Source organism: Klebsiella sp. P1954, assembly GCF_018199955.1.
GTDB classification, from domain to species: Bacteria; Pseudomonadota; Gammaproteobacteria; order Enterobacterales; family Enterobacteriaceae; genus Klebsiella; species Klebsiella pneumoniae.
Genome location: NZ_CP073373.1, coordinates 3,809,066 through 3,831,717, shown reverse-complemented (window position 1 = coordinate 3,831,717; position 22,652 = coordinate 3,809,066). Strand labels below are relative to the sequence as shown.

Here is a 22,652-nt window from a genome sequence, read left to right as displayed (position 1 = left end):
CCAGGATGAAAAAATTAACCCTTCCGAAAGATTTTTTATGGGGCGGCGCGGTCGCCGCGCATCAGGTTGAAGGCGGCTGGGATCAGGGCGGCAAAGGCCCCAGCATCTGCGATGTGTTGACCGGCGGGGCGCACGGCGTGCCGCGCGAAATCACTCACCAGGTCGAAGCGGGAAAATACTACCCGAACCACGAAGCCGTCGACTTCTACGGTCGCTACAAAGAAGACATCAAACTGTTCGCCGAGATGGGCTTCAAGTGCTTCCGCACCTCTATCGCCTGGACCCGCATCTTCCCGCAGGGTGACGAAACCCAGCCGAATGAAGAGGGGCTGAAGTTCTACGACGACATGTTCGACGAGCTACTGAAGTACAACATCGAACCGGTGATCACCCTCTCCCACTTCGAGATGCCCCTGCACCTGGTGCAGCAGTACGGCGGCTGGACCAATCGTAAAGTGGTCGATTTCTTTGTGCGCTTCGCCGAAGTGGTCTTCGAGCGCTATAAGCACAAAGTGAAATACTGGATGACCTTTAACGAGATCAACAACCAGCGCAACTGGCGCGCGCCGCTGTTCGGCTACTGCTGCTCCGGGGTGGTCTATACCGAGCATGACAATCCGGAAGAGACCATGTACCAGGTGCTGCATCACCAGTTCGTGGCCAGCGCGCTGGCGGTGAAAGCGGCGCGGCGCATCAACCCGGACATGCAGGTCGGCTGCATGCTGGCGATGGTCGCCCTCTACCCTTACTCCTGCAAACCGGAAGATGTCATGTTCGCCCAGGAGTCGATGCGCGAGCGCTACGTCTTTACCGACGTCCAGCTGCGCGGTTACTACCCGAGCTATGTGTTGAATGAATGGGAACGCCGCGGCTTCAACATCAGGATGGAAGACGGCGACGCGCAGATCCTGCGCGAAGGTACCTGCGCCTATCTCGGCTTCAGCTACTACATGACCAACGCGGTGAAAGCCGAGGGCGGCACTGGCGACGCCATTTCCGGTTTCGAAGGCAGCGTGCCGAACCCGCACGTCAAAGCTTCCGACTGGGGCTGGCAGATTGACCCGGTCGGCCTGCGCTATTCTCTGTGTGAACTGTATGAGCGTTATCAGAAGCCGCTGTTTATCGTGGAAAACGGCTTTGGCGCCTACGACAAAGTAGAATCCGACGGCAGCATCAACGATGACTACCGCATCGACTACCTGCGCGCCCACATCGAAGAGATGATCAAAGCGGTCACTTATGACGGCGTCGATCTGCTGGGCTATACCCCATGGGGCTGCATCGACTGCGTCTCCTTCACCACCGGGCAGTACAGCAAACGCTACGGCTTCATCTACGTCAACAAACACGACGATGGCACCGGCGACATGTCCCGCTCGCGCAAGAAGAGCTTTAACTGGTACAAAGAGGTCATCGCCAGCAACGGTGAGAACCTGTAACTAACCGCCCTCTCCCGGCCGGGGGAGGGCTAATTGCTTATCCGCCAGACACTTCTTTACAGCTTTACCATTGCCAAAACCCGTTCGCCCGTTAAGATAAGCCTCGTGAATATTTGAGGCAATCATGATTAAGCGACAACGCAAAGCCATTCTTTTTGTCCTCCTGGCCTGTCTGGTGGTGCTAACCTGCACCGCTCAACGGATGGCCGGGATGCACGCGCTGGTCATGAACCTCACCGTCGACAGCCCGTCGCTACAGCAAAACCAGGATCAGGCCGAGGCGCCGGTCACGCCGTGCGAGCTCAGCGCCAAGTCGCTGATGGCCGTTCCGCCGATGCTGTTTGAAGGGGCGCTGTTGGCTATCACCCTGCTGCTGGCGGTGCTGGCGGCGATCCCGCCGCCTATCGAACGCCAGTGGCCTCCCCGCGTTATCTCCTCACCCCGATTGCGGGTGCATCTGCGATTATGCATCTTCCGTGAGTGATTGATTCTCCTGACAGTTCAGGTTAATTCATCACTTACGGAGCAAACTTATGTATATGGTATTCAGGCGACTACTGGTCTGCCTGCTTTGGCTATGGCTGCCCGTCAGCCAGGCCGCCGACAGCGGCTGGCTGCGCGCCGCCGACAATCAACACGCCAGCGTGCGCCTGCGGGCGCAAACCGAGAGCAATGGCGACACTCGCCTGCTTTTAGACGTAGCGCTGGAAAAGGGCTGGAAAACCTACTGGCGCTCGCCAGGGGAAGGCGGCATCGCGCCGGCTATCGCCTGGCACACGCCGCTGGAGGTGAGCTGGCGCTGGCCGACGCCGCAGCGCTTCGACGTCGCGGGCATTTCCACTCAGGGCTATCACGGCGACGTCAGCTTTCCGATGACGCTGCGCGGGAAGATACCGCCGACGCTTAGCGGCGTCCTGACGCTCTCTACCTGCAGCAATGTCTGTATTCTCACTGACTATCCCTTTTCGCTGGATATGACGACTCTGGCGGGGGAGCGATTTAATTATGATTTTACCCGCGCGATGGGCACACTGCCGCTGCGCGATGGCCTGACTTCGCAGCTGACCGCCAGCTACGTCAGCGGCAAACTGACGGTGACCGCCCGCCGCGATGCCGGCTGGCAGCAGCCAGCGCTGTTTATCGACAGCATGGAGGATGTCGATTTCGGTAAGCCGAGCTTTACCAGCCGCGGCGATACGCTGACCGCCACCGTACCAGTCACCGATAGCTGGGGCGAAGCGGCGCCGGATCTGAGCGGCAAAACGCTGTCGCTGGTGCTGGCCGATAGCGGTCAGGCGCAGGAAAGCCAAATCGCCGTCGCCGCCGGCAGCGCCGCGCCGGGGCTGGCGTTAGGCTGGGTGCTGCTGATGGCGCTGGCCGGCGGGCTTATTCTCAACGTCATGCCCTGCGTGCTGCCGGTGCTGGCCATGAAGCTCGGCTCGCTGGTGCAAACCGAAGGTCGCGAACGCGGCGCGGTGCGGCGGCAGTTCCTCGCCTCGGTGTGCGGGATCGTCGTCTCGTTCCTGGCGCTGGCGCTGATGATGACCGCGCTACGCCTGGGGAATCAGGCGCTCGGCTGGGGCATCCAGTTCCAGAACCCGTGGTTTATCGGCGCGATGGCGCTGGTGATGGTGCTGTTCAGCGCCAGTTTATTGGGGCTGTTCGAAATCCGCCTCTCCTCCAGCGCCAGCACTTTCCTCGCCACCAGGGGCGGCAACGGCTTAATGGGCCATTTCTGGCAGGGCGCCTTCGCCACCCTGCTGGCGACGCCCTGCACCGCTCCGTTCCTTGGCACCGCCGTTTCGGTGGCGCTGGTGGCGCCCCTGCCGCTGCTGTGGGGCATTTTCTTCGCCATGGGGATCGGCATGAGCCTGCCGTGGCTGCTGATCGTCGCGTGGCCGGGTCTGGCGCAACGACTGCCACGCCCGGGCCGCTGGATGAATCATCTGCGGGTGGTGCTGGGGCTAATGATGCTTGGTTCAGCGCTATGGCTGGTCAGCCTGCTGACGATCCACATCGGCCGTACGCCGGTGCTTACCCTGCTGGTGATTCTGGCCATCGCCCTGCTAGTGGCCACCGCCTGGCGCTACCGCTGGCAGACGGCGCTGCGCGCGGGCGCCCTGGCCATCGTGGTAGCGGGCGCCGTCGCCTTTGTCGCCCAACAGGACGGCCAGGGCCCGCGCCGCGACCGGGTTAACTGGCAGCCGCTCAGCGAGCAGGCTATCGCCAGCGCCCTGGCGGAGCATAAGCGGGTATTTATTGATGTCACCGCCGACTGGTGCGTGACCTGTAAAGCCAATAAATACAACGTGCTGCTGCGCGACGACGTCCAGCAGGCGCTGTTAGCGCCAGACGTAGTCGCCCTGCGCGGCGACTGGAGCCGCCCCTCCGCTGACATTAGTCAGTTTTTAACCGCACGCGGCAGCGCCGCGGTGCCGTTTAACCAGATTTACGGACCGGAATTGCCGCAGGGACAGATTCTGCCTGCGCTGTTAGACCGCGAACACCTTCTCGCCACCCTGTCCGCCGCTAAAGGAAAATAACATGAGAGCTATCACCGCCTTATTACTGCTGTGCGTATCGGCCTTCAGTTTCGCCGCCCCGGCGGAAGGACCACAATCGAACGGTAATGACCAGTTAGCCCAGCTGCTGTTTAACGATCCGAATAGCCCGCGCACCGGCGCGAAAGAGCCAAAACTCACGATCCTCTCGTTTACCGATTACAACTGCCCTTACTGCAAACAGTTTGATCCGCTGCTGGAAAAAATCGTCCACGATAATCCGGACATCCAGCTCATCGTTAAGCTGCTGCCGTTTAAAGGGCAGAGTTCGGTGAATGCCGCTAAAATCGCGCTCTCCACCTGGCGTCAGCAGCCCGATAAATTCTGGGCGCTGCATCAGCGGCTGATGGCGAAAAAAGGCTATCACGATGACGCCAGTATCGCCGCCGCGCAGAAGAAAACCGCCACCGATAGTGTAAATATCGATGACAAGACCATGGATTCGCTGAAGATGAACCTGATTTTGTCGCAGGTGCTGAATATTCAGGGCACCCCGGCGACCATCATCGGCGATCAGATGGTGGCCGGCGCGATCCCTGCTGAAGACCTGGAGGGGCTGGTGAAAGAGCAGCTGGCGAAAGCCCGTGGCCAGTAAAATCAGGCGCTGGCTGCGCGAGCTGGCGGTGTGGCTGCTGATTGGCGCGGCGGTGAGCCTGGCGGTGGATTATTTTCGCCAGCCCGCACTGCCGCAAAACGTCAGCGCCACATCGCTGCAGACACTCGACGGCAGGACGCTGGATCTGCATGCCATAAGCCAGCAAAAGCCGCTGCTGCTGTACGTCTGGGCGACCTGGTGCGGAGTCTGTCGCTATACCACGCCGTCGGTGGCATCGCTTGCCGCCGACGGCGGCAATGTGCTGACGGTAGCCCTGCGTTCCGGCGATAACGCCGCGCTGGAGAAGTGGCTGACCAGGAAGAAACTGGCGCTGCCGACGGTGAATGATCCAAGCGGCCAGCTGGCGCGGCAGTGGGATATCCAGGTAACACCAACGCTGGTGGTCATTTCTCAAGGCGAGGTAAAGTCGGTTACCACCGGCTGGACCAGCGGCTGGGGAATGCGCCTGCGGCTGTGGCTGGCCTCCTGGTAGGCCGCCGGGCTTTAGCGGTTTTTTATGCCGGGTAAGGCGTATCCGCCACCCGGCCTACCATTCGGCTTTGACCCCGTAGGGCCGGCAAGCGCAGCGCCGCCGGGCAATAGACATCTACGGGTTATTTCCCGCCCGCCAGTTCAAGGAAGCTACCCGTCACATACGACGCTTTGTCGCTCAGCAGCCAGGCAATGGCCTGAGCGACCTCTTCCGGCTGGCCGCCGCGCTGCATCGGTAGCGAACCTTTCACTCGATCCACGCGTCCCGGCTCACCGCCGGAGGCGTGCATCTCGGTATAAATCAGCCCCGGACGCACGCCGTTGACCCGGATCCCCTGCGCCGCCACCTCCAGCGCCAGCCCGGTGGTCAGGGTATCTACCGCCCCTTTCGACGCGGCATAGTCAACGTACTCCCCCGGCGCGCCAAGGCGCGAGGCCGCCGACGAAACGTTAACTATCGCCCCGCCCTTACCGCCATGTCGATGTGACATGCGCTTTACCGCCTCGCGACAGCAGAGGAAATAACCGGTGACGTTGGTGGCCAGCACGCGGTTAATACGCTCGGCGCTCAGGCTCTCCACCGTACACTGGGTAAACAGGATACCGGCGTTGTTGACCAGCGCCGTCAGCGGCTCGCCCATGCGGTCAACTGCCTCAAACATCGCCATCACCTGCGCTTCATCGCTGATGTCCGCCCGCAGCGCTGTGGCTTTGCCGCCAGACGCCACAATGGTATTCACCACCTCGGTGGCGGCGTTAATGTTGTGATGGTAATTGACCGCCACGGTATATCCTTCCTGCGCCAGCAGCAGCGCCGTCGCCCGGCCTATGCCGCGGCTCGCGCCGCTAATAAGAGCTATTCCCATACCTTCCCTCCAAAAAAATAAAGGCGCCGCAGCGCCTTTAAAAGTTTAGCTAAAACGCAAACTTACTGGTATTCGCTCATCGGTACGCAAGAGCAGAACAGGTTGCGGTCGCCGTAGACATCATCCAGACGTTTCACCGTCGGCCAGTACTTGTTGTGCAACCCTGCCGGGAATACCGCCAGCTCGCGGCTGTACGGATGGTTCCACTCGCCCACCAGCTCGCCCTGGGTGTGCGGCGCGTTCACCAGAGGGTTATCCTCCAACGGCCATTCGCCGGCTTTGACGCGGTCGATTTCCGCGCGGATCGCCAGCATCGCGTCGATAAAGCGGTCCAGCTCGACCTTGCTTTCCGATTCCGTCGGCTCAACCATCAGCGTTCCCGCTACCGGGAAAGACATGGTCGGGGCATGGAAGCCAAAGTCGATCAGGCGCTTGGCGATATCCAGCTCGCTAATGCCGGTCTCTTCTTTCAGCGGACGAATATCGAGAATGCATTCGTGCGCTACGCGACCATCGCGACCGGTGTAGAGCACCGGGTAGGCGTCTTTCAGTCGGGTAGCGATGTAGTTGGCGTTAAGGATCGCGTTCTGGCTCGCCTGCTTCAGCCCTTCCGCGCCCATCATGCGGATATACATCCAGCTGATCGGCAAAATGGACGCGCTGCCGAACGGCGCGGCGGAAACCGCGCCCTGGCGGGTCAGCATACCTTCAATTTGTACCACGCTGTGGCCCGGCACGAACGGCGCCAGGTGCGCTTTTACGCCGATTGGGCCCATGCCCGGGCCGCCGCCGCCGTGCGGAATGCAGAACGTTTTATGCAGGTTGAGGTGCGAAACGTCGGCGCCGATAAAGCCCGGAGAGGTGATCCCGACCTGGGCGTTCATGTTGGCGCCGTCGAGATAAACCTGGCCGCCAAACTGGTGCACGATCTCGCACACTTCGCGAATGGTCTCTTCATACACGCCGTGGGTCGACGGATAGGTGACCATGATGCAGGAGAGATTGGCCCCCGCCTGCTCTGCTTTTTCACGCAGATCGGCGAGATCGATGTTGCCGTTTTTATCACAGGCAACGACCACTACCTGCATACCCGCCATCTGCGCGGAAGCCGGGTTGGTGCCGTGCGCGGAGCTAGGGATCAGGCAGATATCGCGATGGCCTTCGTTGCGGCTCTCGTGATAATGGCGAATCGCCAGCAGGCCAGCATACTCGCCCTGCGCGCCGGAGTTCGGCTGCATACAGACGGCGTCATAGCCGGTCAGTTTCACCAGCCAGTCGGAAAGCTGGGCGATCATCTGATGATAACCTTCCGCCTGCTCGACCGGGCAGAACGGATGCAGCTCAGCGAATTCCGGCCAGGTGATCGGGATCATCTCCGCCGCGGCGTTCAGTTTCATGGTGCAGGAGCCCAGCGGGATCATCGCCTGGTTCAGCGCCAGATCTTTACGCTCCAGGGCGTGCATGTAGCGCATCATCTCGGTTTCGCTATGGTAGCGGTTAAACACCGGATGGGTGAGGATCGCATCGTCGCGCAGCATCGCCGCCGGGATCGAACGGCTATCCAGCGCCACGTCTTTATCCAGGGTATCGATATCCAGACCGTGATCGTCGCCGACGATGGCGCGGAACAGGTTCAGCACATCTTCGCGGGTGGTCGCTTCATCGAGCGTAATGCCCACCGCGCCGTGAATATCGCTGCGCAGGTTAATCTGCAGGGCTTCGGCACGCGCCAGCACCGCGGCTTTATCCGCCACTTCGACGCACAGGGTGTCGAAGTAGTGGGCATGGCGCAGCTTCAGCCCTTTCTTCTGCAGGCCGTCGGCCAGAATGTCGGTCAGACGATGAATGCGGCCAGCGATACGTTTCAGACCCGCCGGGCCGTGGAATACCGCGTACAGGCTGGCGATGTTGGCCAGCAGCACCTGCGAGGTACAAATGTTGGAGTTCGCTTTCTCACGGCGGATGTGCTGCTCGCGAGTCTGCATCGCCATGCGCAGCGCGGTATTCCCCGCCGCATCTTTCGATACGCCGATAATCCGGCCCGGCATGGAGCGTTTGAATTCATCTTTCGCCGCGAAAAAGGCCGCGTGCGGGCCGCCGTAGCCCATCGGCACGCCGAAGCGTTGGGCGGAACCGAAAACGATATCCGCGCCCTGCTTGCCCGGCGCCGTCAGCAGCACCAGCGCCATAAAGTCGGCAGCGACGCTGACAATCACTTTGCGCGCTTTCAGCTCGGCGATCAGTTTGCTGTAATCGTGGATTTCGCCGGTGGTGCCCACCTGCTGCAGCAGCACGCCGAAGACATCCTGGTGATCGAGCACTTTGTCGGCGTCATCGACGATGACGTCGAAGCCGAAGGTTTCCGCGCGGGTGCGCACCACGTCCAGGGTTTGCGGATGGACGTCGGCGGCAACGAAGAAGCGGTTGGCGCTCTTCAGTTTACTGACGCGTTTGGCCATCGCCATCGCTTCGGCGGCGGCGGTGGCTTCATCAAGCAGCGAAGCGGAAGCGATATCCAACCCGGTCAGATCCAGAGTGACCTGCTGGAAGTTGAGCAGCGACTCCAGACGGCCCTGGGATACTTCCGGCTGGTAAGGGGTATAGGCGGTATACCAGCCCGGGTTTTCCAGCATGTTACGCTGAATGACCGGCGGCAGCTGCACGGCGGTATAGCCCATGCCGATGTAAGACTTGAAGCGCTTGTTGCGACCGGCAATCGCCTTAAGCTCCGCCAGCGCGGCGAATTCGGTAGTCGCGTCGCCCACCTGCGGTGGGGTCGCCAGCTGGATATCCTGCGGCACAATCTGGCCGATCAGGGCGTTAAGCGAATCCGCGCCGACGGTCTTCAGCATCTCTTGCTGCTGCTGAGCGTCCGGGCCAATGTGACGTTCAATAAAGGCGTCGCGGTTTTCAAGCTGACTTAAAGTCTGAGTCATGAGCGATGGTTCCTGAAACGTGCGGTGAATCGTGGTTGTCTGACTGGTTTGCCCGGCAAGCGCTGATGCTTACCGGGCCAGAATACGCAAAATCATTCGCGTTGCAGGAAGGCGGCGACACAGCGACTCCCCGGGAGCTTACAAAAGTAAGTGACCGGGGGGAGCCAGGAAGCCAACGCCCCTGCAGCGTGAAGGATGAAGCGTATTTATTCGTCTTCCAGTAAAGCTTCATACGCGGCGGCATCCAGCAGCGCGGCAACCTGCGCTTCGTCGCTGGCTTTGATCTTGAAGATCCAGCCGTCGGTATACGGGTCGCTGTTGACCAGTTCCGGAGAGTCGTTCAGCTCTTCGTTGACGGCAACGATTTCACCGCTAATCGGCGCGTAGATATCGGAGGCCGCCTTCACGGATTCGGCAACCGCGCAATCGGCACCCGCTTCAACGGTGGCGCCCACTTCCGGCAGGTCAACGAAAACCATATCGCCAAGCAGCTCCTGCGCGTGCTCGGTGATCCCTACGGTATAGGTGCCGTCCGCTTCTTTACGCAGCCACTCGTGTTCTTTGCTGTATTTCAGTTCTGCTGGTACGTTGCTCATCAATTCATCTCCAAAAAAGGGAAATCACACAATGGCTTTGCCATTGCGTACAAAACCAGGTTTAGTCACTTTAACCGGCATTTCACGGTTACGGATTTGCACCACCGCGGTGTCGCCAATCCCGGCCGGCACGCGAGCCAGCGCGATGCTGTAGCCCAGCGTCGGCGAGAAGGTGCCGCTGGTGATAATGCCTTCTTTTTGATTACCGTCGCTATCGGTAAAACGGACCGGCAGACCACCGCGCAGGACGCCTTTCTCGGTCATCACCAGGCCAACCAGCTGCTCGGTGCCTTTTTCGCGCTGCATCTCCAGCGCTTCGCGGCCGATGAAGTTACGATCGGCGGGCTCCCAGGCGATAGTCCAGCCCATGTTCGCCGCCAGCGGGGAAACGCCTTCGTCCATCTCCTGGCCGTACAGGTTCATCCCGGCCTCCAGGCGCAGGGTGTCGCGCGCGCCAAGACCGCACGGCTTAACGCCAGCGTCCAGCAGACCGCGCCAGAAATCAGCCGCCTGCTCGTTCGGCATCGCAATTTCATAACCCGCTTCGCCGGTATAGCCGGTGGTGGCGATAAACAGGTCGCCGGCCTGCACGCCGAAGAACGGCTTCATGCCTTCCACGGCCTGACGCTGAGCGTCGGTAAACAGCGTCGCCGCCTTCGCTTTCGCCTGGGGGCCCTGCACCGCGATCAGCGACAGATCGTCGCGAACGGTAATTTCAAGGCCGTAAGGTTCAGCTTGTTCGGAGATCCAGGCGAGGTCTTTTTCGCGGGTGGCGGAGTTAACAACGAGGCGGAAATAATCTTCAGAAAGGAAATAGACAATCAGGTCGTCGATGACGCCGGCGGAGGCGGTCAGCATGCCGGTGTAGAGCGCTTTGCCTGGGGTGGTGAGCTTCGCCACATCGTTGGCCAGCAAATAGCGCAAGAACTCGCGGATCCAGCTGCCGTGGAAATCGACGATGGTCATATGCGACACATCGAACATCCCTGCATCGCCGCGCACCGCATGGTGCTCATCAATCTGGGACCCGTAATGCAGCGGCATCATCCAGCCATGGAAATCCACCATGCGCGCGCCGCACAGCGTGTGTTGTTCATACAACGGAGTCTGTTGAGCCATCTTTTCCTCATCGAATAAAACGGAACCAGCCACGAAATTGTCGGCGATTTTGCGCCACGAAATTCGGCGTCGGCATCGCTGACGGACGCCGACGCAAACGTTCTCTTTGGCCTGAACTTACCACCGAACCCGGCGCTAAACCATAAGCTCATTCAGGGCATCACATTAGCTTATGGCTAAAATCCGCCGAAAAGCCTACAGAGTTATTGACTGGAAAAAAGCGATTTACGCCACATAAAATTAACATTAACGGCGCAACAATTAGGTAATGATGGTGTTTTATGCGATTTTACGGCTCTAATTTCTTTAACAAAAAAAAGGACGCATTAATAAATCTAATGCGAAAAAAGAGGTGAAATTAGAATATTTCAAATGAGGGGGAAAACCCGGCGCCCAGGCCGGGTGAAAGAAGTGTGACGCGGTTAACGTAACCAGGCAGGCAGATCGTTGAGGCCCATCGCCTGGCGAATCAGCTGCGGTTTCACGCCCGGCAGCGTATCGGCCAGTTTGAGTCCCACATCGCGAAGAAATTTCTTCGCCGGATGGCTCCCGGAGAACATTTCGCGGAAGCCCTGCATGCCCGCCAGCATCAGCGCCGCGCTGTGCTTGCGGCTGCGCTCGTAGCGGCGCAGATAAAGATGCTGGCCGATATCTTTGCCCTGGACGTGCAGGCGCTTCAGCTCGTCAATAAGCTCGGCGGCATCCATAAAACCGAGGTTGACCCCCTGCCCGGCCAGCGGATGGATGGTATGCGCGGCATCGCCGACCAGCGCCAGTCGGTGGGCGGCAAACTGACGGGCATAGCGGCCGGTCAGCGGGAAAACTTCACGTTCACTTGCCAGCTGGCAGAGGCCAAGGCGATTATCGAACGCGATATTCAGCGCCTGGTTGAAGGTGGTTTCATCAGCCTGCTGCATCCGCTGCGCTTCCCCCGGCGATAGCGACCAGACGATCGAGCACAGGTGCGGATCGCTGAGCGGCAGGAAGGCGAGGATCCCGTCGCCATGGAACGCCTGGCGGGCCACCGCCTGATGCGGCTCAGCGGTACGGATGGTCGCCACCAGCGCATGATGATGGTAATCCCAGAAGGTCAGCGGAATATCGGCTTTATTGCGCAGCCATGAATTGGCACCATCGGCGCCGATCACCAGCCGCGCGGTCAGCATGCTGCCGTCCTGCAGGCTGAGAAAGGCTTCATTCTCGCCCCACGCCACCTGCTGAAGTTCCGCCGGAGCCAGCAGGGTAACGTCAGCGCAACGCTGCGCCTTCTGCCACAATGCATGATGCACTACGGCATTTTCGATAATATAGCCAAGGTGGCTAAAGCCCATGCTCTGGTCATCGAAGCTAATGTGGCCAAAGCTGTCTTTATCCCACACTTCCATACCGTGATAGCAGCTGGCCCGCTGGGCGACGATCTCGCGCCAGACGTCCAGCTTTGTCAGCAGCTTTTCGCTGGCGGCATTAATTGCCGAAACGCGCAGCGCCGGCGGCGCATCGGCGGCCAGCGGTCGCGGCTCTGCTTTCTCCAGCACTGCGACGCGCAGGCCGCTACCCTGTAGACCGCAGGCTACCGCCAGCCCCACCATTCCACCGCCAACAATGGCAACATCAACATTTTGCACGTTCTACTCCTTAACGGGGAACCCAACCGAGGGTACGCTGCGCCAGCGCATCGCGCGCCGGGGTAAATAATTCCATCGCCATCAGACCGACGTTGCGCCCCGCCACCAGCGGCGCCCAACGGTTGGCAAACAGATGCACCAGCCCATCGGTCACGCCGATGGTGGCGGCTTTATCCCCTGCCCTGCGCGCCTGATAGCGGCACAGCAGTGGATAATGACCGACATCTTCGCCGCTGAGATGGGCGTCAGCGAGTAATTCCGCCAGGCTCATCACATCGCGCAGGCCGAGATTAAAGCCCTGCCCGGCGATCGGGTGCAGCGTCTGCGCCGCATTGCCGACCAGCGCCAGGCGGTGCGACACCGCGCGGCTGGCGGTGGTGAGGGCCAGCGGATAGACGCTGCGCTTCCCGGCGTGGGTAATACGCCCCAGCCGCCAGCCGAACGCCTGCTGCAGCTCCTGACAAAAGCGTTCGTCAGACCAGCTCTGCACCTCATCGCGGCGCGACTGCGGATGACACCACACCAGCGAGCTCCGCCCTTGCGACATCGGCAGCATCGCCAGCGGGCCATGCTCGGTAAAGCGCTCGAAGGCGCGACCTTCGTGGGGCAACGCGGTGCTGACGTTAGCAATGATCGCTATCTGCTCATACGGCTGCTGCTGCCAGCTGATGCCGCAGCGGGCGCCCAGTGCCGAACGGGAACCGTCCGCCGCCACCAGCAGCTTACCGTTAATGATTTTGCCGCCCTCAAGCGTAAGGCTGACGCTCTCCTGGCTGCGACTGACCGCTTCCACTTTCGCCGGACAGTGCAGCGTGACGCCTGGCGCCTCGCGCAGCAGACCAAACAGCCGCTGGCCGACATCGTGGAGTTCAACCACCTGGCCCAGCGCCGACAGGCCATAATCCGCGGCCGCCAGATTCACAAACCCGGCATGACCGCGGTCGCTGACGTGTACTCGCTGGATGGGCGTCGCGCGTTCGGCGAGGCGTTGCCAGATACCGATACGCGCCAGCTGCTGGCAGGTGCCCGCAGCCAGGGCGATCGCCCGGTCGTCAAAGCCAGGGTGGCGTGAAGAATGCGGATCCTGCGCTTCAATGAGGTGGACCGGCAGCGCGCCGCCGGTCAAACGGGAGATGGCCAGCGCGAGCGTCGCGCCGGTCATCCCGCCCCCGACGATCAGCACGCTCATGACTGGCGCGCCGCCGCCATCAGCGCCTCGATCTCATCCGCCTTCTTCACCACGCCGGCGGTGAGATTTTCGTTACCGTCTTCGGTAATCACGATGTCATCTTCAATACGGATGCCGATGCCGCGATACTGCGCCGGCACGTCGGCATCGGTGGCGATATACAGTCCCGGCTCGACGGTCAGCACCATTCCCGGCTCCAGGACGCGCGAACGGTCGGTGTCGTAATTACCGACATCGTGCACATCCAGACCCAGCCAGTGGCTCAGGCCATGCATAAAGTACGGGCGGTGGGCGTTGTTGGCGATAAGCTCGTCAATCTCGCCTTTCAGGATCCCCAGCCGCACCAGGCCGGTAATCATAATGCGCACCACTTCCTGGTTGACCTGACAGATCGAGGTGCCCGGCCGATAGAGTTTCAGCGCGGTCTCCAGCGATTCGAGCACAATGTCGTAGATCTCGCGCTGCGGCTGGGTAAATTTACCGTTTACCGGGAAGGTGCGGGTAATGTCCCCGGCATAGCCGCGATACTCGCAGCCGGCGTCAATCAGGACTAAATCGCCGTCGCGCAGTTCAGATTCGTTTTCGGTGTAGTGCAGAATACAGCCGTTTTCGCCGCCGCCAACGATGGTGTTATAGGAGGGGAAACGTGCCCCGTGGCGGTTGAATTCATGGAGAATTTCACCTTCCAGCTGATATTCGAACATGCCAGGGCGGCATTTTTCCATCGCCCGGGTATGGGCCAGCGCGGTGATCTCCCCGGCGCGGCGCATCACGGCAAGCTCTTCCGCGGATTTAAACAGGCGCATCTCATGCACAATGGGCCGCCAGTCGATAACCGAGTTCGGCGCCTGCAGATTCTGGCGCGAGCCTTTGCGCAGTTTTTCGAGGGCGTTGAACACAATCTCATCGGCATAGGCATATTCACCCTGGGCGAAGTAGATCGCGTCCAGACCGTTGAGCAGCTGATACAGCTGCTGGTTGATTTCGCTGAACGCCAGCGCCCGGTCGACGCCAAGCTTCGCCGGCGCGGCCTCCTGGCCCAGACGGCGTCCAAACCAGATCTCAGCGGTCAGATCGCGAACCCGGTTGAACAGCACGCTATGGTTGTGGGTTTCATCGCTTTTAATCAACACCAGCAGCGCTTCCGGTTCGTTAAAGCCGGTGAAGTACCAGAAATCGCTGTTCTGCCGGTAGGGATATTCCGAATCTGCACTGCGCACCGCTTCCGGTGCGGCGAAAATCAGCGCCGCGCTGCCTGGCTGCATCTGCGCCAACAGCGTCTGGCGACGCGATAGAAATTCCTGCTGAGTCATGACGCCCCCTGAACGAATTTTAGTTAGTGTAATGTCGGTTTGCGGACTTCCGGTGCGGTTGGCTGCTGACGGGCAAAGGTGTCGTGGCACAGCAGTGCGGCAACGCGGACATACTCGATAATCTCCTCCAGAGACATCTCCAGCTCTTCCTGATCTTCGTCTTCATCGTAGCCCAGCTGGGCAATATTACGCAGATCGTCAATCGCTTCCCCGGTTTCATCCTTCACTTTATCCAGCTTCGGCTGGCTAACGCCAAGACCAAGCAGGAAGTGGTTGACCCAACCGGCGAGGGCGTCGGCACGGTCAAAGACGCTCACCGCATCGCCTTCCGGCAGATACAGTTGAAAGAGGAAACCGTCGTCATCCAGTGAATCGCTGATGGCGGAATGCATGTTACGCAACGCCTGAGCCAGTTCATGGCCAAAGGCGAGACCTTCGTTGGTCAGGTCGTGCACCAGCGGCTGCCAGCTGCTGTCCGTGTTGCCGCCGCACAGCAATCCGCTGATCAAACCGTGCATTTCGGCCGGGGTGAGACCTACCCCTTGTTGGTTCAGTAACTGGTCTACATCGTTGTAACCAGGCATTTCGTTCTGTATAGACATGCGCATTCGTCATCGTTGGGAGGAATATTCATGGTATGCTACCACTTTGGACCCTGGTGAACCAGAATAGGGCTTGTATCTTCGCACCAGGGTAGCTATAGTGTCGCCCCTTCGCAGACCCGGGCCAGGGTGTGAAGGCAGCGCAGTCAATCAGCAGGAAGGTGGCATGTCTGCACAACCCGTAGATCTCCAAATTTTCGGCCGTTCACTGCGAGTGAATTGCCCGCCTGAACAAAGGGATGCCCTGAATCAGGCAGCTGAAGACCTTAATCAGCGGTTGCAAGATTTAAAAGAACGCACTAGAGTCACAAATACTGAGCAGCTGGTCTTCATCGCGGCGTTGAACATTAGCTATGAGTTGACTCAGGAAAAAGCGAAGACCCGCGACTACGCTTCCAGCATGGAGCAGCGCATTCGCATGCTTCAGCAGACCATCGAACAAGCATTGCTTGAGCAAGGTCGCATAAGCGAAAAGCCAGGGTCGAAGTTTGAATAACACTTTGCAGTTAACTGTGTTAGAGTAATCGCAAGAACAAAATTTCTCTGAGATGTTTGCAAGCGGGCCAGTCCCCTGAGCCGATATTTCATACCACAAGAATGTGGCGCTCCACGGTTGGTGAGCATGCTCGGTTCGTCCGAGAAGCCTTAAAACCGTGACGACACATTCACCTTGAACCAAGGGTTCAAGGGTTACAGCCTGCGGCGGCATCTCGGAGATTCCCTTCTTTACTTCGCATCATCCCCCATACGTGTTTTCGGCTGAAGCCGCCCTGTATTACACTTGCTCCTATTGTTTCGCCAGCTCGTAACGAGACCTGCATGACTATACAGCCCGATACCCTGCTCTCCCGTCAGCATATTCGCCAGCAAATCCGCGATCGTCGACGCGCACTCAGCCCGGAGCAACAGCGCCTGTTTGCCCAACAGGCCGCCGAGCGGATGATGGCCTGGCCGCCTATAGTTCTCGCTCACAACGTGGCGCTGTTTCTCTCCTTTGACGGCGAGCTGGACACCCAGCCGCTGATCGACCAGCTCTGGCGCGCCGGCAAGCGGGTATATCTCCCGGTGCTGCATCCCTTTAGCCCCGGCAATCTGCTGTTTTTACACTACCATCCGCAGAGCCAACTGATCGTGAATCGCCTGAAGATCCGCGAACCGAAGCTTGATGTGCGGGATGTGCTGCCGCTGGCTGAACTCGATGTGCTGGTGACCCCGCTGGTGGCCTTCGATGTCAGTGGCCAACGGCTGGGAATGGGCGGCGGTTTTTACGACCGGACGCTGCAAAACTGGCAGCAGTATCGCCTGCAGCCGGTGGGCTACGCGCACGACTGCCAGCAGGTGGATAGCCTGCCGAGCGAAGAGTGGGATATCCCGCTGCCGGCGGTCATCACCCCGGGAAAAACCTGGTGTTGGTAGGTACGCGGGGACGAGAAATTCAGCCTGGAAAGTATTAACAAAAAAACGGGCAGGTACGCGACCTGCCCGAGAGGCAAAAATGATTAGAACAGCAGACGGGCGCGGATAGTCCCCGGGATCGCTTTCATTGCCTGCAGCGCCTGCTGGGCAACATCTTCTTCCGCTTCAATATCAATCACCACGTAGCCCATCTGCGGCGACGTTTGCAGATACTGGGCGGCAATGTTGATGCTCTGCGCGGCGAAGATTTGGTTGATTGCGGTCAGGACGCCCGGCCGGTTCTCATGGATATGCAGCAGACGGCGGCCGCCGTGCAGCGGTAGAGAAACTTCCGGGAAGTTAACTGCCGACAGGGTTGACCCGTTGTCAGAGTATTTCGCCAGCTTGCCAGCTACTTCCAGACCGATGTTCTCCTGCGCTTCCTGAGTGGAGCCACCGATATGCGGTGTGAGGATCACGTTATCAAACTCGCACAGCGGCGAAGTGAAGGGGTCGCTGTTGGTCGCAGGTTCAGTCGGGAAGACGTCGATAGCCGCCCCGGCCAGATGCTTACTGGCCAGCGCATCGCATAGCGCCGGAATGTCCACCACGGTACCGCGGGAGGCGTTGATCAGCAGCGCGCCCGGCTTCATCAGCGCCAGTTCTTCCGCGCCCACCATATTTTTGGTAGAGGCGTTTTCCGGCACGTGCAGGCTGACCACATCGCTCATGTTCAGCAGGTCGGAGAGATGCTGTACCTGAGTGGCGTTGCCGAGCGGCAGTTTGTTTTCAATATCATAGAAGAAGACGTGCATTCCCAGCGATTCCGCCAGAATGCCAAGCTGGGTACCGATGTGGCCGTAACCGATGATGCCCAGCTTTTTACCACGCGCTTCGAAGCTGCCGACCGCCTGCTTGTTCCACACCCCGCGGTGCGCTTTGGCGTTGGCTTCCGGCACGCCGCGCAGCATCAGCAGCAGTTCGCCGATCACCAACTCGGCCACCGAGCGGGTGTTAGAGAACGGCGCGTTAAACACCGGAATACCGCGCTTCGCAGCGGCGTTCAGATCGACCTGGTTGGTCCCGATGCAGAAGCAACCGACGGCAACCAGTTTTTCCGCTGCGGCGAAAATCTCTTCAGTCAGATGGGTACGGGAACGCAGGCCGATGAAATGGGCATCACGGATCGACGCTTTCAGCTGTTCTGAATCCAGCGCGCCTTTATGAAATTCAATGTTGGTGTAACCCGCTGCGCGAAGGCTATCGATTGCCTTTTGATGCACACCTTCAACCAGCAGAAATTTAATCTTGTCTTTTTCCAGTGATACCTTAGCCATTTCCCCGTCCTGTTTTGTCTTAACTGATGTCGTGCTGAACGAAAGTTCGTCTCAGCAACATATCAAAAAAAACTATCGCGGCAATATGAACGTTTGCGTCGCCGTCCTGAAGAAATGTCATCCAGAGGGAAATCGCAGGACAAAACACCAGAAAGAGAAGAAATGGTAGCGTGTAAATCAGAATAGTTGCATAAATGTGACAGAAGTCACTAAATTGCACCTGGTGAAAAAATATTTGCGAGGGAGCCGGTCGGCTCCCTGCGGACAGACTATTTTACGATGGTCTTCACGCCGTCGGCAGTACCAATCAGCGCCACGTCGGCGCCACGGTTGGCGAACAGCCCCACGGTGACGACGCCAGGAATACCGTTGATCGCGTTTTCCAGCGCGATCGCATCGAGAATTTCCAGGCCGTGCACGTCAAGGATCACGTTGCCGTTATCGGTCACCACGCCCTGACGGTACTCTGGACGGCCGCCCAGCTTGACCAGCTGACGCGCCACGGCGCTGCGCGCCATCGGAATGACTTCCACCGGCAGCGGGAACTTGCCCAGAATATCGACCTGCTTGGAGGCGTCGGCGATGCAGATAAACTTATCCGCGACCGAGGCGATGATCTTTTCACGGGTCAGCGCCGCGCCGCCGCCTTTGATCATCTGCATATGGCCGTTGATCTCATCCGCGCCGTCAACATAGATCCCCAGGCGATCGACGCTGTTAAGATCGAAGACGGTGATCCCGAGGCTTTTCAGCTTCTCGGTGGAGGCGTCGGAGCTGGAAACCGCCCCTTCGATCTGCCCCTTCATGGTGCCCAGCGCGTCAATAAAATGGGCCGCCGTCGAGCCGGTGCCTACGCCGACAATAGTCCCTGGCTGTACATATTGCAGTGCTGCCCAACCTACCGCTTTTTTCAGTTCATCCTGCGTCATAATTCTGGTCCGAGATGTGAATGCCTGTGGCGCATTATAGAACATCGATAGTGGAAATGTCCCTGCGATGCAGATCACACAACTGAACAGACCAATTTCGTCTGTATCAAATAAAAATTTATGTCATAGTGCGAGATAACGATTAGTTATGGGGGCACGCCAGAATAATGAAACGACCGGACTACAGGACACTACAAGCGCTGGATGCGGTGATTAGGGAACGAGGATTTGAGCGCGCCGCGCAGAAGCTATGTATTACCCAGTCCGCCGTCTCACAGCGTATTAAGCAGCTGGAAAATATGTTCGGCCAGCCGCTGCTGGTGCGTACCGTGCCGCCGCGCCCCACCGAGCAAGGACAGAAACTGCTGGCTCTGTTGCGCCAGGTTGAACTGCTGGAGGAAGAGTGGCTGGGCGATGAACAAACCGGCTCTACGCCGCTGCTGCTGTCGCTGGCGGTGAACGCCGACAGTCTGGCGACCTGGCTGCTGCCGGCGCTGGCCAATGTTCTGTCAGACTCCCCTATTCGTCTCAACCTGCAGGTGGAAGATGAAACCCGCACCCAGGAGCGCCTGCGCCGTGGCGAAGTAGTGGGCGCAGTGAGTATCCAGCCGCAGGCGCTGCCAAGCTGCCTGGTGGATCAGCTGGGGGCGCTCGATTACCTGTTTGTCGCATCAAAAGAGTTTGCGCAACGCTATTTCCCGAATGGCGTGACGCGTTCGGCGCTGCTTAAGGCGCCGGTCGTCGCCTTCGACCATCTGGACGATATGCATCAGGCGTTCCTGCAGCAAAACTTCGACCTGCCGCCGGGCAGCGTCCCCTGCCACATCGTCAACTCGTCGGAAGCTTTCGTGCAGCTGGCGCGCCAGGGCACCACCTGCTGTATGATCCCGCATCTGCAGATCGAAAAAGAGCTCAACAGCGGCGAACTTATCGATCTCACCCCGGGCCTGTTCCAGCGCCGCATGCTCTACTGGCACCGCTTCGCCCCGGAAAGCCGCATGATGCGCCGGGTGACCGATGCGCTCATTGACTACGGACACAAGGTGCTGCGTCAGGATTAAACCGCGGGCATAAAAAAGCCACTTCGCTGAAGTGGCTTTTTTGTTTCTATCGCTTACTGGGCCGGTTTCGGCGTTTCCGCCGGTTTCGCCGGGGTGGCTGGAGCAGCGGCTTGCGCCGGCTGCAGCTCAAAGACTACATCGACCTGGTCGTCAAACTGGATAGTCGCCTGCTCGTAGGTTTCCTGGGCAGAAACCGGCGCAGCGTCAGCAGCCTTCATCATGCGAACCATCGGGCTCGGCTGATAGTTGGAGACATGGTAGCGCACGCTGTACACCGGACCCAGCTTGCTGTGGAAGCCTGCGGCCAGCTCCTGCGCCTGATGCACGGCGTCGTCGATCGCCGCTTTACGCGCTTTATCTTTGTAGGCGTCCGGTTGCGCAACGCCCAGCGAGACGGAGCGAATCTCGTTGAGACCCGCTTTCAGGGCGCCATCCAGCAGACCGTTGAGTTTATCCAGCTGGCGCAAGGTCACTTCCACTGTGCGCACCGCGCGATAGCCTTTCAGAATGCTTTTCCCGTTCTGATAGTCGTAATCAGGCTGGGTACGCAGATTCGCCGAGTTGATGTCCTTTTTAGCAATACCGCTCTTTTCGAGGAAAGAGAGATATTGCGCAACGCGATCGTCAGCCTGTTTTTTTGCCGACGCGGCGTCTTTTGCCGACACGTTCACTTCGATCGCCAGGGTGGCGATGTCCGGAACCGCGGCAACGCTTGCTGTGCCTGAAGTCACAATGTGCGGGCCATCCGGCAATTCGCTGGCCTGTGCCGCCATCGTGGTCAATCCGAGTGTTGCCGCCAGGGCTAAGACTTTTAACTTCACTGTCGTTTCTCCATGTTACTTAAATCGCCCTTACGGGACGCATGCCAGCAAGCTTAGCGCGTACAGCAGGAAAGTCCATCGGACAACGCTTAGTTAAGCAACGCCTGGATATGGCTGACGCCTTCTCTTGCCAGCTGAAACGCAATAAACCACATGACGGCGCCGACCACAATATTGATGATCCGCTGAGCTCTGGCGGTACGCAGTCGCGGCGCCAGCCAGGCGGCTAACAGCGCCAGGCCAAAGAACCACAGGAAAGAGGCGCTAATGGTCCCTAGCGCAAACCAGCGCTTCGGCTCCACCGCCAGCTGACCTCCCAGGCTGCCTAACACCACAAAGGTGTCCAGATAAACGTGCGGGTTAAGCCAGGTCACCGCCAGCATGGTGATAATGATTTTCCAGCGCCCCTGCTGCATTACCTCTACATTGGCGAGTTCAAGACTCTGACTGAACGCCGTTTTCAATGCGCCGAAGCCATACCACAGCAAAAAGGCCACGCCGCCCCAGGTCACTAGCGCCAGCAGCCACGGGGATTGCATCAGCAGTGCGCTACCGCCAAAAATGCCAGCGCAGATTAACAGCAAGTCGCTGACCGCGCATAGCAGGGCAATCATCAGATGATACTGACGACGGATCCCCTGATTCATCACAAAGGCATTTTGTGGGCCAAGCGGCAATATCATAGCCGCTCCCAGGGCAAGCCCCTGAAAGTAATAAGTAAACATAAGGATTTATCCGCTGAGTTCGAGAGTGGCGCTGACTATAGCGCGAATGAATTATTAGCGGAAATTGAAAGAATTAATCATTAATTAGAACAACTAATGATGAGCTATTGAAAAAGGCCGGCATGGCCGGCCTGAGTTATTGAGAGGCGCTTTACTCTGCTTTTTCCGGCAGGCGCACCACATGAACATCCATCTGCGGGTAAGGGAAGCTGATGCCGTTGGCGTCAAATTCACGCTTGATACGCTCGAGGATATCCCAGTAGACGTTTTGCAGATCGCTGCTTTTGCTCCACACGCGCACCACGAAGTTCACCGACGAGGCGCCGAGTTCGTTCAGACGAACGGTCATTTCCCGATCGCGCAGAATTCGATCGTCAGATTCGATAATCGAGGTCAGCAGCTGCTTTACCTTGTCGATATCAGCATCGTAAGCGACGCCGATAATAAACTCATTGCGACGCGCAGGCTCCCGGGAGAAGTTAATGATATTGCCGGCGATGATTTTCCCGTTCGGGACCACCACTACTTTACCGTCCGCGGTACGCAGGGTGGTGGAGAAAATCTGCACGTTCAACACCGTACCTGCCACGCCGCCAAGGTCGACATACTCGCCAGCGCGGAACGGGCGGAACATCACCAGCAGTACGCCTGCGGCAAGGTTCGACAGCGATCCCTGCAGCGCTAAACCCACCGCCAAACCGGCAGCACCCAGCACCGCAATCACCGAGGCGGTCTGCACGCCTACCCGCCCCAGGGCGGCAATCAGCGTAAAGGCGATAACCGCATAGCGCACCAGCGCAGAGAGAAAATCGGCCACGGTAGCGTCAATTTTACGCGCCAGCATCAGGCGGTTGACGGTATTAGAGACGACGCGCGCCACGATCATCCCGACGATCAGGATAGCGATAGCCGCGACGATGTTGACGGCATAGCTCAGCAGCAGCTCCTGGTTGCGTGCCAGCCACGTCCCGGCGTGGTTGATGCTATCGACAACGTTCAAATCTTCCATTTAACATTCCTTATGAATCCCCTGGGGGGAAGTAAATAACTC

General features: G+C 59.0%; 21 protein-coding genes and 1 other RNA gene. 9 read left to right on the top strand and 13 right to left on the bottom strand.

From position 1 onward, the window contains the following. The first annotated feature begins 5 nt into the window (after nt 1-5). From bglA to KB890_RS18430, 5 genes are all read left to right on the top strand, one after another. Nucleotides 6-1,439 (top strand): 6-phospho-beta-glucosidase BglA, encoded by a 1,434-nt coding sequence (gene bglA / locus KB890_RS18450; RefSeq protein WP_004185559.1) that lies wholly within the window; start codon nt 6-8, stop codon nt 1,437-1,439. Between the two features lie 124 nt (nt 1,440-1,563). Continuing rightward, the gene (locus KB890_RS18445; protein ID WP_020324911.1) at nt 1,564-1,923 is read left to right on the top strand and encodes a hypothetical protein; all 360 of its coding nucleotides are present in this window, start codon (nt 1,564-1,566) and stop codon (nt 1,921-1,923) included. Nucleotides 1,924-1,972: 49 nt separating this feature from the next. Then, complete coding sequence (locus KB890_RS18440) at nt 1,973-3,982, top strand: protein-disulfide reductase DsbD family protein (protein ID WP_020324913.1); 2,010 nt, start codon at nt 1,973-1,975, stop codon at nt 3,980-3,982. A gap of 1 nt (nt 3,983) precedes the next feature. Beyond that, complete coding sequence (locus KB890_RS18435; protein WP_020324915.1) at nt 3,984-4,595, top strand: DsbA family protein; 612 nt, start codon at nt 3,984-3,986, stop codon at nt 4,593-4,595. Continuing rightward, the gene (locus KB890_RS18430; protein WP_004900536.1) at nt 4,585-5,088 is read left to right on the top strand and encodes a protein disulfide oxidoreductase; all 504 of its coding nucleotides are present in this window, start codon (nt 4,585-4,587) and stop codon (nt 5,086-5,088) included. Before KB890_RS18435 ends, KB890_RS18430 begins: the two co-directional genes overlap by 11 nt. 121 nt (nt 5,089-5,209) lie before the next feature. On the opposite strand, the gene KB890_RS18425 is transcribed toward KB890_RS18430, so the two are convergent. The 8 genes from KB890_RS18425 to KB890_RS18390 all read right to left on the bottom strand — a co-directional run bounded on the left by KB890_RS18425 (nt 5,210) and on the right by KB890_RS18390 (nt 15,333). Continuing rightward, nucleotides 5,210-5,953 (bottom strand): SDR family oxidoreductase, encoded by a 744-nt coding sequence (locus tag KB890_RS18425; RefSeq protein WP_019704916.1) that lies wholly within the window; start codon nt 5,951-5,953, stop codon nt 5,210-5,212. Nucleotides 5,954-6,015: 62 nt separating this feature from the next. Beyond that, nucleotides 6,016-8,889, bottom strand: a complete 2,874-nt coding sequence (gcvP, locus tag KB890_RS18420; RefSeq protein ID WP_020324926.1) for an aminomethyl-transferring glycine dehydrogenase — start codon at nt 8,887-8,889, stop codon at nt 6,016-6,018. 206 nt (nt 8,890-9,095) lie between these two features. After that, nucleotides 9,096-9,485, bottom strand: a complete 390-nt coding sequence (gene gcvH / locus KB890_RS18415; protein ID WP_002916479.1) for a glycine cleavage system protein GcvH — start codon at nt 9,483-9,485, stop codon at nt 9,096-9,098. Between the two features lie 24 nt (nt 9,486-9,509). Next, nucleotides 9,510-10,604, bottom strand: a complete 1,095-nt coding sequence (gene gcvT, locus KB890_RS18410; protein WP_020324918.1) for a glycine cleavage system aminomethyltransferase GcvT — start codon at nt 10,602-10,604, stop codon at nt 9,510-9,512. Between the two features lie 422 nt (nt 10,605-11,026). Beyond that, nucleotides 11,027-12,229, bottom strand: coding sequence for an FAD-dependent 2-octaprenylphenol hydroxylase (gene ubiI / locus KB890_RS18405; protein ID WP_020324917.1), 1,203 nt, complete (start codon nt 12,227-12,229; stop codon nt 11,027-11,029). A gap of 10 nt (nt 12,230-12,239) precedes the next feature. Beyond that, the gene (gene ubiH, locus KB890_RS18400) at nt 12,240-13,418 is read right to left on the bottom strand and encodes a 2-octaprenyl-6-methoxyphenyl hydroxylase (protein WP_020324921.1); all 1,179 of its coding nucleotides are present in this window, start codon (nt 13,416-13,418) and stop codon (nt 12,240-12,242) included. Further along, entirely contained in the window at nt 13,415-14,731 is a 1,317-nt protein-coding gene (gene pepP, locus KB890_RS18395; RefSeq protein ID WP_002916483.1) for a Xaa-Pro aminopeptidase, read from the bottom strand. The genes ubiH and pepP overlap by 4 nt, the downstream gene beginning before the upstream one ends. Before the next feature lie 23 nt (nt 14,732-14,754). Further along, nucleotides 14,755-15,333, bottom strand: coding sequence for a YecA/YgfB family protein (locus KB890_RS18390; protein ID WP_002916486.1), 579 nt, complete (start codon nt 15,331-15,333; stop codon nt 14,755-14,757). Between the two features lie 166 nt (nt 15,334-15,499). Here KB890_RS18390 and zapA point away from each other — a divergent pair, with 166 nt between their 5' ends. The 3 genes from zapA to KB890_RS18375 all read left to right on the top strand — a co-directional run bounded on the left by zapA (nt 15,500) and on the right by KB890_RS18375 (nt 16,749). Beyond that, on the top strand, nt 15,500-15,829 hold the full coding sequence (gene zapA / locus KB890_RS18385; RefSeq protein ID WP_002916488.1) for a cell division protein ZapA: 330 nt from the start codon (nt 15,500-15,502) through the stop codon (nt 15,827-15,829). Between the two features lie 41 nt (nt 15,830-15,870). Next, nucleotides 15,871-16,054: non-coding RNA, 6S RNA (ssrS, locus tag KB890_RS18380), on the top strand. Between the two features lie 98 nt (nt 16,055-16,152). Beyond that, complete coding sequence (locus tag KB890_RS18375) at nt 16,153-16,749, top strand: 5-formyltetrahydrofolate cyclo-ligase (protein ID WP_004144746.1); 597 nt, start codon at nt 16,153-16,155, stop codon at nt 16,747-16,749. 83 nt (nt 16,750-16,832) lie between these two features. Here KB890_RS18375 and serA read toward each other — a convergent pair whose 3' ends face one another. Both serA and rpiA read right to left on the bottom strand, forming a co-directional pair. Then, a complete protein-coding gene (serA, locus tag KB890_RS18370; protein ID WP_020324916.1) occupies nt 16,833-18,065 on the bottom strand; it encodes a phosphoglycerate dehydrogenase in 1,233 nt (410 codons plus the stop codon). 269 nt (nt 18,066-18,334) lie between these two features. Then, complete coding sequence (gene rpiA, locus KB890_RS18365; protein WP_002916495.1) at nt 18,335-18,994, bottom strand: ribose-5-phosphate isomerase RpiA; 660 nt, start codon at nt 18,992-18,994, stop codon at nt 18,335-18,337. A 167-nt stretch (nt 18,995-19,161) separates the two neighbouring features. On the opposite strand from rpiA, the gene argP reads away from it, so the two are divergent. Beyond that, nucleotides 19,162-20,055: a DNA-binding transcriptional regulator ArgP gene (argP, locus tag KB890_RS18360; protein ID WP_002916497.1), complete on the top strand. Its 894-nt coding sequence runs from the start codon at nt 19,162-19,164 to the stop codon at nt 20,053-20,055. 53 nt (nt 20,056-20,108) lie between these two features. Here argP and KB890_RS18355 read toward each other — a convergent pair whose 3' ends face one another. The 3 genes from KB890_RS18355 to KB890_RS18345 form a co-directional block, all read right to left on the bottom strand. Beyond that, the gene (locus tag KB890_RS18355) at nt 20,109-20,876 is read right to left on the bottom strand and encodes an oxidative stress defense protein (protein WP_002916499.1); all 768 of its coding nucleotides are present in this window, start codon (nt 20,874-20,876) and stop codon (nt 20,109-20,111) included. An 89-nt stretch (nt 20,877-20,965) separates the two neighbouring features. Continuing rightward, complete coding sequence (gene argO / locus KB890_RS18350; RefSeq protein ID WP_020806012.1) at nt 20,966-21,601, bottom strand: arginine exporter ArgO; 636 nt, start codon at nt 21,599-21,601, stop codon at nt 20,966-20,968. 151 nt (nt 21,602-21,752) lie between these two features. Then, entirely contained in the window at nt 21,753-22,610 is an 858-nt protein-coding gene (locus KB890_RS18345) for a small-conductance mechanosensitive channel MscS (RefSeq protein WP_002916504.1), read from the bottom strand. Between the last annotated feature and the right edge of the window lie 42 nt (nt 22,611-22,652).

Coding starts and splice junctions, on each gene's coding strand:
- bglA (WP_004185559.1), top strand. CDS start 6: ATGAAAAAATTAACCCTTCCGAAAGATTTTTTATGGGGCGGCGCGGTC.
- serA (WP_020324916.1), bottom strand. CDS start 18,065: ATGGCTAAGGTATCACTGGAAAAAGACAAGATTAAATTTCTGCTGGTT.
- rpiA (WP_002916495.1), bottom strand. CDS start 18,994: ATGACGCAGGATGAACTGAAAAAAGCGGTAGGTTGGGCAGCACTGCAA.
- KB890_RS18425 (WP_019704916.1), bottom strand. CDS start 5,953: ATGGGAATAGCTCTTATTAGCGGCGCGAGCCGCGGCATAGGCCGGGCG.
- KB890_RS18440 (WP_020324913.1), top strand. CDS start 1,973: ATGTATATGGTATTCAGGCGACTACTGGTCTGCCTGCTTTGGCTATGG.
- KB890_RS18445 (WP_020324911.1), top strand. CDS start 1,564: ATGATTAAGCGACAACGCAAAGCCATTCTTTTTGTCCTCCTGGCCTGT.
- KB890_RS18435 (WP_020324915.1), top strand. CDS start 3,984: ATGAGAGCTATCACCGCCTTATTACTGCTGTGCGTATCGGCCTTCAGT.
- gcvH (WP_002916479.1), bottom strand. CDS start 9,485: ATGAGCAACGTACCAGCAGAACTGAAATACAGCAAAGAACACGAGTGG.
- ubiH (WP_020324921.1), bottom strand. CDS start 13,418: ATGAGCGTGCTGATCGTCGGGGGCGGGATGACCGGCGCGACGCTCGCG.
- pepP (WP_002916483.1), bottom strand. CDS start 14,731: ATGACTCAGCAGGAATTTCTATCGCGTCGCCAGACGCTGTTGGCGCAG.
- KB890_RS18345 (WP_002916504.1), bottom strand. CDS start 22,610: ATGGAAGATTTGAACGTTGTCGATAGCATCAACCACGCCGGGACGTGG.
- KB890_RS18375 (WP_004144746.1), top strand. CDS start 16,153: ATGACTATACAGCCCGATACCCTGCTCTCCCGTCAGCATATTCGCCAG.
- KB890_RS18390 (WP_002916486.1), bottom strand. CDS start 15,333: ATGTCTATACAGAACGAAATGCCTGGTTACAACGATGTAGACCAGTTA.
- zapA (WP_002916488.1), top strand. CDS start 15,500: ATGTCTGCACAACCCGTAGATCTCCAAATTTTCGGCCGTTCACTGCGA.
- gcvP (WP_020324926.1), bottom strand. CDS start 8,889: ATGACTCAGACTTTAAGTCAGCTTGAAAACCGCGACGCCTTTATTGAA.
- argO (WP_020806012.1), bottom strand. CDS start 21,601: ATGTTTACTTATTACTTTCAGGGGCTTGCCCTGGGAGCGGCTATGATA.
- gcvT (WP_020324918.1), bottom strand. CDS start 10,604: ATGGCTCAACAGACTCCGTTGTATGAACAACACACGCTGTGCGGCGCG.
- argP (WP_002916497.1), top strand. CDS start 19,162: ATGAAACGACCGGACTACAGGACACTACAAGCGCTGGATGCGGTGATT.